The 13110-nt window shown below is 65.1% G+C and carries 3 protein-coding genes; 1 reads left to right on the top strand and 2 read right to left on the bottom strand.

The annotated features are described in order from the left end of the window. Positions 1–422: 422 nt before the first annotated feature. Both CVN68_RS02120 and CVN68_RS02115 read right to left on the bottom strand, forming a co-directional pair. On the bottom strand, positions 423–1685 hold the full coding sequence (locus CVN68_RS02120; protein ID WP_100280742.1) for a YdcF family protein: 1263 nt from the start codon (positions 1683–1685) through the stop codon (positions 423–425). A 1-nt stretch (position 1686) separates the two neighbouring features. Beyond that, complete coding sequence (locus CVN68_RS02115) at positions 1687–4209, bottom strand: TonB-dependent receptor (RefSeq protein WP_100280741.1); 2523 nt, start codon at positions 4207–4209, stop codon at positions 1687–1689. A gap of 437 nt (positions 4210–4646) precedes the next feature. On the opposite strand from CVN68_RS02115, the gene CVN68_RS02110 reads away from it, so the two are divergent. Beyond that, positions 4647–13106 carry a Tc toxin subunit A-related protein gene (locus CVN68_RS02110; RefSeq protein WP_100280740.1) on the top strand — a complete coding sequence of 2820 codons (8460 nt, stop codon included), beginning with the start codon at positions 4647–4649 and terminating at the stop codon, positions 13104–13106. Positions 13107–13110: the final 4 nt, after the last annotated feature.

The raw sequence follows: 13110 nt of genomic DNA, 5'->3' as shown, positions 1-13110 counted from the left end.
CGATTCGCGGCGTAGAGCGCGGTCACGCGAAGCGTGGGTCGCCGTGAGACAACACCGCCAAAATCGGGTTCCTACCAATCCTACCCTAAGCACGCCAACTACCGCACAGGCCGGGTGCGGGAAACGAAATCAATGGCGGCTTCCGGTTCCAGCCATCCTGCTGGTGAATGACCGATTCTGGGTGTTGGAGCGCGTCTTCGAGGACGTGGGGCCAAGGCTCATGCTCTCCGATCGGCAGCGGAGGAACTCGAGCCGCAGCGTTTTCATGGATTCACCTGCGCTCACAGGCAAAGTCCAGCATTAAACGCAGGACGTTGAGCCAGTTGTTCGCCTTGCCCGGCGTCTCGCCCAAGTCGTCGCGTAGCTTGCGAACGATGCCGAGAACCCGGATGCAACGACCAATAGTGAAAAGCGGATCCTTCTCATGGATCGAGCGGATCGGCAGCTTCGATGTGAAATGCAATCGGCGCGGGCGTGAAGCTCAAGCTGAATCGATCCGGCCCCGGCGCCAGACGCCCCGGCTGAACGCCCATCTCGCGCAAGTTGCGCTGGGCCAGTTCGCCGCCGCCGATATACTGGATCGTCCGATGGTCCGAGACGATCAGAGCCGGCCGATCGACCGGGAAGCCGGCGGCGAGCAGCAGCCGCGCGCAGTTGCGCAAGTTGGTCGTGGTATGGCGGGCGTGCGGCTCAATCAGGATGCGATCGGCCGGAATGCCATGTTCGGTGACCAGCAACCGTTTCATTTCAATCGCCTCGTTGAACGGCGTGCGGTTGGGGTGGACGTTGCCGCCCGAGACGATGATGAACGGCGCCAGCCCGCGCGCGAACATGTCGGCGGCGATCCGCATGCGGATGTGCCCCATCACCCCGGTGCGGGACTGGGCATCCTCTGGCCCGTGTCCGAAAACGAGCAAAGCGGTGTAGGGCCGTGCCTGCCAGTCCATTGCGGCGATGGCGCGCAGCGACGCGGCGTTCTCGCCGCCCAACAGCGGGCGATAGCTGCCTGCCTCGGTGCGCTCGTTCATCTGAAGCAGCCCGACGGCGTAGCGCAGCGACGGAGCGAAGAAGAGATCACCTTCGTGGACCCGCGTGGCCGTGGCGACGCCGTGCGCGGTCAGCACATCGACGAATTCGGGCCGGGCGGCGTCGAAGATGATCGAATCGATCGTGGGGTAACGCGGCGCGACACCCTTGGCGTAGACCGCGATCACCCGGTTGACCGCCGCGGCGGCCTCGCCCCACGCCGTGGCCACGAGGTGCGCGTCGGCGAGCGCCGCGTGGCGGGCGAATCGCCCCGAGGGCCGCATCTGCCCGCGGACCAGCGCGCCGGCGAGGCGTCGGTCGCCCACCAGCAGGCGCAGCCGTGCCTCCACCGTCGCGATGTCGGCGTCGGTCCACGTCCATGCTTCGGCAAGGCATTGCGGCGACGGTGTGCATCCATCTGCGGGCACGCGCGCCGCGCGCGTCGCGGCGAGCTTGCGCAGCGCCGCGTCACCGCGCAGCGCTGCCGCCCAGCCATCCGCCGTCCGCATCATCGCGAAGAGGGGAAAGACCCGGGTCTCCGTCGCGTCGGCGAACGGCGCGGCATAGCCTTTGGGGTCCTGCGCCCATGCCACCGCCGGAAGCGCCGACACGGCAAGGGCCAGGCCGACACCAAAGGCTGCGGTGGAGGCAGGGCGCATCCTACCAGCTCCGGCTCAGGATCAGGCGGAAGTTGCGGCCGAACAGCGGGCGGCCGTAGATCGCGTCGGTGGCGCCCTGCCCGGCGAGCTGGTCGGTGCGCGGGTTGCCCTCGGTGAGCCCCTTCGCATTGGTCAGATTGTCACCGACGACCTGCAAGCGCCACGGACCGTACGTCACCGAGGCGCTCGCGCCGAACGTCTGATATGCCGGCAGCGAGGTGAGGTTGAACAGGTCGACATAGCGGCGGCCGACCCATTCGTAGCGGCCGGCGATCTCGAGCTCGCCCTCGCCGACGGGAAAGTGCACCGCGGGGCGCAGATTGCCGAAGAACTTCGGCTCGCGGATGATCTGGTTGCCGTTGACCGCGCTCGGGTCCGCGCCCGAATTATTCTCGAGGTTGCGATATTGGGGATCGGCCACCGTGATCGAACCGGTCAGCTCGAACCAGCGCACCAGCTTGATCCGGCCGTCGATCTCGACGCCCTTGACCACTGCCTCGCCGACGAACGGCACCGACTGGTCGTTGCGCCCGGTCACCGGGTTGAACGCGACGAACGAGGCGTTGAACGGATCGAATTTGGTGTAGAAAGCGGTGACGTAGAGATAAGCGGGTCCGAAGCTCGCCTTGACCCCGGCCTCATATTGCCGCGCTTTGGTCTTGAGGATGGTCGGCGCGGTGCTCGTCGTTACGCCAAGCTGCGGCGGCACTTCGAGGTTGGACACGCGGCCATAGGCGCCAAGATTGCCGGTAAAGTCGTAGTTGAGCCCCACTGTCCAGTTGGTCGCCGAAGGCTCAAGCTCGCGCATCACCGCCGCACCGGTGAAGGCACGGGTGGTGTTGTCGGCAAGCGTCGTCGCGTCGCCGAGATCGGCAGGCGTCGAAAGCAGCGCATAGCCCTTATAGGCGTACCATTCCTTGCGGATGCCGGCGTCGAGACGCAGCCCGGAGGTGATGTCCCACGTGTCGTTGGCATAGACCGCGACCATCCTGGCGTCGCCTTCGCCCTGGTTGAGCGTGGTGGTGTAACGCAGCACGCCGTTCTGGGTGACCGAGCCGAGCACCGCGCCGGTGGCCGAATAAGCGACGAGATCGATCGTGCGCGGCTTGCTCTGCACTTCGATCAACATGTCCTGATAGACCTGCAGGCTCTTGACGCCGTAGAGCGATCCGTAGGCGCCGGCGCGGATATCGTGCGTGCCGAGCCCCGTCTCGAATTTCCGCGTCACACTCAGATCGGCCTGACCGGAATAGAAGTCCGCGTTCACTGCGCGATACTGGCCCGACATGATCAGGCCCGAGGCTGCGGCCGGATCATAAGCGGTCGCCCCGTTGGTGCCGGCGATCGCATAGCCGAGCCGCGCCACGCCCGCGCCGAACGCAGTCCGCGCGGCCGCCAGGTTCCCCGCCGTGAAGGTGTTCGCGTCGGCCGGATTGGTGGTCGAATAAAAGGCATCGAAGCTGCTCTTGCCCTTGGTGAACCCGAATTTGCCCGAGACCAGCCAGCCGCTGAAATCGCCTTCCCAGTCGACCCCGGCGTTGAAGAACTGCATGTGACGGCCGTCCGCGAGATCCCGATTCAGCGTCTGCACCGCGCCCGCACCGTCGCGATAGCGGATGTTGACGTCGCGCAGCGCCGGCGAGTTCAGAGTGCCGGTGTGATAGTCGATATAGGGATCGAGCGAGACCGCCGGGTTGCGCGGATCGGCCACCGGGATCGGCAGATAGAACAGATTGTGATCGTTGACGTACATCGCCGAGAGCTTGACGAAGCCGTTGTCGAAATCGTGCTTCAGATTGGCGCGAATCTGCCCGCCCTTGTCGCTGGGGAAGCCGCTGTCGCGATAGCCGTCGTGCTGACGCAGGAAGCCGCCCACGGCGAAATAGGTCCGGTCATCGATCGGGCCGGACTGCATCAGATCGAGGCGGTACAGGCCGGTGTCGCCGAGCGTGATCTGCGCCTTGCCGCGCGCTTCGGCACTGCCGGTCACGGTGATGTTGTTGGCGATCGCGGCGGCGCTGCTCGCATAGATCGGCGCCGGACCGCCGCGGACGATCTCGACCCGCTCGGTCATCAGATCGTAGCGGTTCATGCCTTCGCCCGAGTTGAAGAACACCCCGTCGATCTCGTGATAGAGCGGCAGGCCATCTTGCTGGAAGATCAGATAGCCGCGATCGGTGGGGATGCCGCGGACACGCGTGATGTTCTGGACCTCGCCGCCAGTCGCCTCGACCTGAATCCCGGGAACGGTGCCGAGCAGGTCGGCGAAGTTCTTCGGCGCGATCCTCTGAACTTCTTCCTGGCTCAACGAATTGATCGCATAGGAGACGTCGAAGCGGCGCTGGGCACGTGCGGTGCCGGTGACGACGATGTCGTCAGCCGATTCGACGGCCTCTGGCTCAGCTGCAGATGCGGTCGGCCGCGCTGCCTCCTGCGCAGCTGCGATACCGGGTAGCGCGCACGCCAGCGCACAAGCGGATGCCAGCAGTGACAGTGCGTAAGCTCTTTTCCCCGAGACGTGCATTTTTCCTAACCCCTTATCTGGATCGGCTGCGGCTAGGTGCGGTTCGCTACGGCGCGATGACATCACGAGCCCGCATTCGCTCACAGGGTGGACGCCAGGCTTCCGCTTCCAGGTGCCCCAAGTGGGTGGCCGTCAATCGGCGGCCGCAAGGTGCACGGCCGAAAACAATAGATCAGTAATGGACATTACTTTCCACGCGTTCGCGACTAAAGGCTATTGCCTGAAGTTCCGCGGCAATGTACGCCACACTGCAAGTCCTCGCTCACTAGAGTATCGAACCAATCGCAGAAATAATCTGCCGAATGTCACCGAGTCGCACCTAAATCGTTAGCTTATGCTGTGCTGCACATAAAGTCAGCGCAACTGCGGCATTGAGGATTGGGTCGCCGCAAGGTGCGTTTGATCGCACGCGGCGTCCCTTGGGGAAGGGGATAGCGATGACGCAGGCGGCGCAAACCGAACGACTGCTCAAAATTCATCCGGACGCCGGCGTCGCAGCCGTGCTGCAGAGCCACAATTTCACTTCGGCGATGCAGATCGCCGGCACCGCGCCCAGCGTGTTCGTCGACACTGTCGCGCCGTCGCTCGGCAGTCGCGAACTGGCGCAGCGAATCTACGCCCGCTCAACCCAGATCCGCACCAGCGTGATGCACGCCTGGGCCAATGTGCAGACTGCGATCGCCTCGCCGCATTATTCGAACCTGCGCGTCTCCAACGTTTCCGAAGAGCTCAAGGCGGAGGTCCAGAAGCTCCCCGACTATGAAGCTTTGTTCGGCACGCTCGATTATTGCAGCTGCGACGAATGCCGGTCGATCTTCGGCGCGGCGGCCTATCTGGTCGATCTGCTGCGCGTGATCGACACCTATGTGACCGCCCCCAACGCGACCGGCCCCACGCCGACGCCTGCAGCCTATACCTTCGATGCCCGCCGCGGCGATATCGCAGACATCCCGCTGACCTGCGCGATGACCAATAACAGCTTCCCGATGCTGCGCGTCGTCAACGAACGGCTCGAAGCGCAGGCGACCACGCACCTGAACCCGCCCGCCGGCACCGACGTCTATCAGTCGCTGGCCGGCATCAATTATCCCTTCAACCTCCCCTACAATCTGCAGACCGATCGGATCGCACTGACGCTGTCGCAGGTGGGGGTCGCCCTCGCCGATCTTTACGCAGTGTTCGACGCCGGCGATCCCGATATCGCCCGTGCGCAGTTCGGCATGTCGCCGCAGCAATGGGCGTTCGCGGGCACCCCGCTCGGCGCCGTGCTCGACGATCTCGCCAATTCCTGGGGTGTCGCCACCGCCGACCTGCCCGGCCTGTCGGACGCGGCCACGTTCGAGGCAGCGGCGGGGATCGACGTCGCCGGGCTGATGACGTTGCTCGCGCAGGGGCTGAGCAACGACGAAATCGCCAACGGAGTCGCGGCAAGCTTCTTCATCAACGCCGGCCTCGGCGGTAAATGGCTCAGCTACGCCCCCGGCGACGGCAATACGCCGCCGAGCATCGCCAATCTTTCGGTCAACCCCAACGACGCGCTCGATCGGCTCGGCCGCTTCCTGCGCGTGGCGACCAGGCTCGGCTGGCAGCCCGGCGATCTGGATTGGGCGTTGCGCGTGGTCGGCGCCACCCCCGCCCAGATCATTTCGGGCGAGCTTCCGGCCGCCGATCTGAGGGCGACGACGCTCGCCGCGCTGGGGCGGGTGGTCCGCGACGCTGCCACCTTCGGCATCGCGCTTCCCACCTTCCTCACCCTGATTGGCCCGATCAAGCCCTATGGTGCCGGCGACGATACCGTCTCGACCGCGCCGTTCGACGCGATGTTCAATGGCCCTGGTGCCGCCGCCGGCATCGCGCCTTATCATCCGATCACCCCGCTCAACCCGCTCTACAAGACGGCGCCCCTCGACTGGACGATCGGCGCCACTGACTCGATCAGCCAGGCGCGCGCCGGCTTCGTCGCGGCGGGCAGCGGCGTGTCGCAGACGATCCTGGCGGGACTGGCGACCGCGCTGTTCGGCGAAAGCGCGAGCGTGTCGCTCACGCTCGAGAATCTTTCCGCGCTCAATCGCCATGCCGTGCTGCTCGGGGCCTCGGGGCTGACGCTGGACGGCTATCTGACCCTCACCGACCGCGCCGGGCTCGTCACCGCGGGCAAGCTCGCCGCAGTGCTGACGCTCGATCAGGTCGAGATGCTGCTGGGGCTGATTGCCTGGCTTCCGGGAAGCGGTCTCTCGATCGATCAGGTCGATTATGTGCTCGGCGGCGGCCCTTCGCCCGCAGTCAATCCGATGTACCCGGCCGCAGGGCTCAAGGACTGGCTCGAACTGACGATCGCCGCAACCGCCGGCGTCACCGGCAATGACGCGATCGACAAAATCGTGTTCGGCCAGCTCGCGACGCTGTTCGGAGCGGACATCGGGCTCCTGATCGCGATCCACCCGCTGGCCCTGGCGGCGGCGCCTGTCGGACAAAGCGGCGGACCAACCCAGTGGGAGGATGCCTTCACCACCGCCGGCGATCCGCCGCGCTACCTCGCTTATGTCACCGGCTATGTCGCCGCGGTCTCGCGGTGGCTGGTGCTCGCCACGCAATTGTCGCTGCCGGCGTCGCTGCTGACCACGCTGGCGGGCGATCCAGCAGCATTCGGCCTGCCGGAGAGCCAGCTCGCCTCCCTGGAGACGATCACTTCGCTGTCGGCGTTCCAGCGGCTGGTGGGCACCTATAACGACCAGTCCGGCCGGCTCGCGACGTTCGTGATCGCAGCGCCGGGCGATCCGGACCTCGCGAAGATGCTCAATGCCGCGACCGGCTGGGATGCGGCCCAGCTCGACGCGCTGCTCCCGACCTTCGCGAGCGAAGTGAACCGGGTCACCGTCGTCACCGCTATCGCCGCGCAGATCAACATGCTTGCGCGCGTCGGATCCGCGCCGACGCTGCCGGGCCGGCTCATCAGCACGCTCGCCGACCCGAACACCGCCTGGGCCGACGTCACCGCGCTTGCCGACCTCACGCTCTCCACGGTCAAGGCGCGGATTGGCGCCGATCAATGGCCCGCGATCGCGCTCAAGCTCGACGGCGCGATCGCCGAGCGCAGTCGCGCCGCGCTCGCGCCCTATGTCGTGTGGAAGACGCCTGACGTCACCACGTTGCGTGGCCTTTCCGAATATCTGCTGATCGATGTCGAGGTCAGCGGCATCCTCCAGATCTCCTACATCCGCGAGGCGCTCAACGCGGCGCAGCTCTATCTCCAGCGCTGCCGGCTGCGGCTCGAGCCGATCCAGCAGCTCGAGATTCCCGAGATCTGGTGGGAATGGCTCATGGAATATCGGGTGTGGGAGGCCAATCGCGAGGTCTTCCTCTACCCCGAGAATTACATCGATCCCACGCTGCGCCAGTCGGCGACGCCGCTGTTCCAGAATCTGGAGAACACGCTGCTCCAGGATTCGGTGACCACCGGCACAGTCGAATCGGCCTATCGCCAATATGTCGACGGACTGGTCGCGCTCGCCGGGCTCGAATATGTCGACGCTTATCACTGCACGGTCAACGATCCGGAGCGCGGGCCGGTCGACACCCGCTTCTACTTCGCGCGGACCTCGACCGATCCGTACACTTTCTCAATGATCAGCTACGACACCAATGTCTGGTCGTCGTGGACGTCGATCGACGTCACCATCCCCTCCGCGGTGATCACGCCGGTCTATGCGTTCAACCGGCTCTACATCTTCTGGGTCGAGCTCAAGCGCACCAAGGATTCCGCCGCCGAGGCGACCGCCTCGACTCCGCAGGGGGTCACCTACAAGGCGACGATCAAATGCACCTATCCCGATTCCACCGGCCGCTGGATCCAGCCCCAGGCGATCGTCGAGGACGAGGTGGTCTATTACATGCCCAACGCCGCCGATCAGCAGGGGGCGATGGGGCCGTGGCAGGATCGCCCCGATCTGTTCCAGATGGACTCGCTGTTCTGGAACAAGGTCGGCCTGATCCTCTACAAGCCCGACGGGGTGGCGCATGAGGATACCGCGCAGCAGCGGCTGATCCTCCATTACGGCCCGCTGCTCGGCAAGGGCACGACCCCGCGCACGCCCCCCGCGGTACCCGCCCCGCAGACCAATCGCAGCGCGAGCGACATCGAATTCGCCCAGCAGATCTTCGATCTCACCAACAGCTACAACGAGCTGCTGAACGCGCGTCCCGACGCCTATATGCCCGTCGTCGGGGCGATCGTGCTCGACCGCGAGCTCAACCGCAGCTTCATCCGCAAACCCAATGAGCGGCTGATCTTCGAGCGCGACGTGCGCGAGAATGCGCCGCCATTGTTCCGCCCCGAGCTCGAGAAGCTCTTCGGCTCGGTGATGCTGACCAGCTCGGACTGCGCCTATGTCGACAATTTCATGGGCGACTATACCCCGCCCGTCGGTACGGCGCGCGCGCCCATGCCGGTGACCGCTGCAAGCCTTCAGTCGCCGACGATCAACGCCACCGCGGCGCAATCGATCTTCAACGACCTCGTCGGCAACAATGTGGTCGTCAATGTCAGCAGCGGCAGCGGCTGGGTCGCGCCTGCGTTCGGCGCTAATCCGGATCTGTCGTTCCTGTTCGGCGGCACTTCCAGCCCTGACACCGATCCGCTCATCCCCCAGGTGCGCACGGTACTTCTCAAGGCAACAGGCGACCCGACGCTCTATGCCGCCGCGCCGGTCACCACTTCGCGCACGATGACGATGAAGAATCAGCCGGGCAGCTTCCTGTTCGCCACCGGCGACGAGACCTTCCTGATGACGCCCGCGGACACGAGCTATGCCGAGCTCACCGAAGCGACGGCGGTGAGCGTCCCGCTCTCCTCTCCCTACGTCTATCCCGAGTTCTTCAAGCCGGTCGACGCGGTCAACTACGTCAAGATCTTCCAGGATCTGGCCGGTCAGAACGTCGTCACCCAGGTCGTGCCCAACAACACCAGCCCGCAATATGGCCAGCTCGACCCGCATTTCTCGGCGCAGTACGACCTGTCGTTCCTGTTTGCCGGCGCGCCGCCCGCGCAACAATCGGCGCTGATCAACCAGGTCCGCCGCATCCTGCTCGGGCTGCCGACACTGACCATGCTGAGCTACGAGGGGCTCGATCTCCCACGTTTCGTGACGCCCACCTCGTTCATCACCGCCGACCTCAACGCGGCGGGCTCCCAGTCGGTCTACACCGATCTCACGGGCAACAACGTCATCGACGCGAACGGTTATCTGATCGGCGAGTTCAGCCAGACCACCGACCTCTCCTTCCTGTTCGGGGGGACGTCCAATCCAGGCCTCGAAGCCGAAGTCCGCGCGGTGCTGCTGCGCCTGCCCAAGACGGTGCCGCAGAACGCCTTCGTGACCGACGGCCCGGCACCGATCACCGCGGCGGATTCGACTGCGGCGTTCAATGCGCTGGTGCAGCACGACGTGCTCGATGCTCAGGGCATGATCGCGCTGGGCTTCGGTCCGACGACCGACCTCAGCTACCTGTTCCCGAGCGCGACCGATGCGGAGCGCGCGCTGATGATCAGTTCGGTGCGCACCGTGCTCGAGCGCTTCTACGACATGGCCTACCGCACCGACGTCAACGAGATGCGCTTCAACGTCGAGCGGCTCAGCGCGCGGACGAGCGCGCACGAGGTGAGCAATGCGCTGCGCTCGGGCGGAATCGACGCGCTGCTCACGCTCGACGCGCAGAACACGCCGGTCACCCCCCGCGCGCCCTTCTCGCGCTTCCAGCCGGCCGCCGCGCCGATGCTCGGCCCGGTGAAGCAGTTCGATGCCGCGCAGATCGATTTCGACGGGCCCTATGGGCTCTATTATTGGGAGCTGTTCTTCCACACGCCGATGCTCGTCTCGGGCGCGCTGGCGGCGAACCAGCAATTCAGCGACGCGAAGCATTGGCTCGAATATATCCTCGATCCGACGGTGGCCGAGACCTTCGTCACCGCCGATTCCTTCGCCACCGACGACATCACGATCAGCGGCGATCCCGCCACGGTCTATGCGACGCTGGTCACCGGCAGCTTCCTGTCGGAAATGACGCCCGGCTCGGCGCGGGTGACCACAACCTATACCGGCATCGATTCGCTGCCCCAGCTCTTCCCCTCGGTCGCCGACCCCAAGCTCAACGCGCTGATGATGCGCGAAGTCGCCAATGTGCTGGACAATTTCCAGCTTGCTATCCCGGCCGCGCATTTCTGGCAGTTCCGGCCGTTCCGCAACCACACGCTCGAATCGCTGGTGGCGGATCTCACCGACCCGGCGCAAATCGCGACCTATCATTCGGACCCGTTCGATCCGCACGCGATCGCGCGGCTGCGCATCGGCGCGTACGAGAAGACGATCCTGATGAAATATGTCGATGTGCTGATCGCCTGGGGCGACATGCGCTTCGCCGAATTCACTTGGGAATCGATCACCGCGGCGACTTTGCTCTACACGTATGCGAACGATCTGCTCGGCCCCCGGCCCGAGGATCTCGGACCATGCCAGGCGCAGGATCCCAAGAGCTACAACGATCTCAAGACGCTCAACCCGGGCGGTGTCCCCGAATTTCTGATCGGCCTCGAAAACCAGCTGCCGGCGCCCGGCGGCTCGGTCTATGCGATGGACGGCCAGCCGTTCAATGCGATCGACGCCTATTTCTGCGTTCCCGAGAACACCCAGTTGCTCGGCTATTGGGACACGGTCGCGGACCGGCTGACCAAGATCCGCAACGGCCTCAACATCAACGGCGTGCCGCAGACGCTCGCGCTATGGGATCCGCCCATCGATCCGATGGCGCTGGTTCGCGCGGCGGCGAGCGGCGGCGGAGCCCTGTCGATCCAGCAGGCCGCGGGGTCCGCCAACATCTCCGACTATCGCTTCGTGCCGCTGCTCGCCCAGGCGCGCGACCTCGCTGCTTTGGTCACCAATTTCGGTGCCTCGCTGCTCGCCGCGCTCGAGAAGAACGACGCCTGCGCGCTCGATACGCTCCGTCAGATCCAGGAAACCCAGATCCTGACGATGACCAGCGACCTCAAGCAAAAGGCGATAGACGAAGTCACCGCGACGATCGCCAACCTCACCTCGAGCCGCGACAAGGCGCAATATACCGCCGACCATTACACCGCGCTGCACGATGACGGTCTCAACTCCGCCGAAATCACCACGCGCGTGCTCCAGGCCGAATCGATCCTGTTCGCTTCGCTCTCCGTGCCGATCCACGGCATTGCCATCGCGGGCTATCTGTCTCCCTCGATCTTCGGTCTCGCCGATGGCGGGATGCAATGGGGCGACGCGATCAACAATGGCGCGCAGATCACCGACGGCACCAGCAATGTGCTCAACCTCTCCGCGGCGCTGACCACGACCCGCGGCGAGATGGAGCGCCGCGACGAGGATTGGCAGTTCCAGGCGCAGCTCGCGCTCGACGACGTGACCTCGCTGAACAGCCAGATCACCGCCGCCCAGGCGCAGCTCGCCGCCGCGCAGCTCGATCTTGCGGTCAACAAGCGCTCGATCGCGCAATCGCAGGCGATCTCGAGCTTCCTCGGCTCCAAATTCACCAGCGAGCAGCTCTATCAGTGGATGATCGCGCGCGTCTCCGCGCTCTATTTCCAGGCCTATACGATGGCGCTCGATGCCGCGCGCAAGGCCGAGCTTGCCTATCAGTTCGAACTCAATTCAACCTCGACCTTCATCAGCTTTTCTTATTGGGACAGCCTGCACCGCGGCCTCCTCGCCGGCGAGACGCTCGGCTATTCGCTCGCCCAGCTCGGCAAGGCCTATACCGATCAGCGCACCCGCGTGCTCCAGATCGAAAAGACCATCTCGCTGCTCGATCTCGATCCCATCCAGGTCCTCAACCTGCGCATGGGTCAGCCGGCGACGTTCGATCTGACCGAGACGATGCTCGATCTCGATTTCCCCGGCCATTACCAGCGCCAGATCGCCTCGGTGTCGATCACCATTCCGGCGCTGGTCGGGCCGTATCAGAACCTCAGCGCGACGCTGATCCAGACGGGCTGCGCGGTGGTGATGACGCCGCACAAGGAGATCGTCGACTATCTCGTCAAGCAGGACCAGAGCGGCAAACCCGTAACCGGCGGGAACGGTTCGAGCGGCGCGCCGGCCGGGCTGCGACTGGCCATGAAGTCGGGCCAAGCCATCGCCGTATCGCGGGGCAGTAACGACGCCGGCGTGTTCGAGCTCAGTTTCGGCGGCGATCAGTTCATGCCGTTCGAAGGCACCGGCGCGGTGTCGAGCTGGAAGCTCGCGATTCCGCCGGAGAACAACCGGGTCGACCTCACCACGATCACCGACGTTATCATCGACATCCGCTACACCGCGGTCGAGGATTCGATCAGCTTCGACGGCAGCCCGTCGTTTCGCACCGACGTGATCGATACGCTGCGGACCAACAACGTCCGTTACCAGAACCGGCTCTATCTCGATGCGGCGAGCATGTTCGCATCCAGCTGGCAGGCGTTCCTCGCCGGCACGCCGGGCGCGGCGACCCAATCGCTCCAGTTCGCCGTCACGCCCGCGATGCTCCCGTGGCTCCCCAACGCCCAGGCCGACAAGGTATCGGTGCGGCTGATCGTCGCGCCCGCCGTGACGATCCCCAGTGATAGCAGCCTGGTGAGTTTGACCATCGGCAAGGACAGCGATGCGCTGAGCTTCGCGCCCGTCGGCTCCGGCGGCGTCTATATCGCCGCGGATCCGCGCACCGCTATCGCCGGCGCCGACTTCCTCAGCGACTGGTCGCTCGATTTCACGCTCGCGAAGCTGCCGCCCCAGATGCTCAAGGACGGGGTCATTGATCCCGCCGCCATCCTCGGGATCGAGTTCCTCATTCAATACAGTGCCGATGTCCTGCCCGCGAAGCAGAGCTGACGGC

Source organism: Sphingomonas psychrotolerans (genome assembly GCF_002796605.1).
Lineage (GTDB): Bacteria > Pseudomonadota > Alphaproteobacteria > Sphingomonadales > Sphingomonadaceae > Sphingomonas > Sphingomonas psychrotolerans.
Note: the sequence above shows the minus strand (reverse complement) of the source record. Positions and strands in the feature narration are given on the sequence as shown.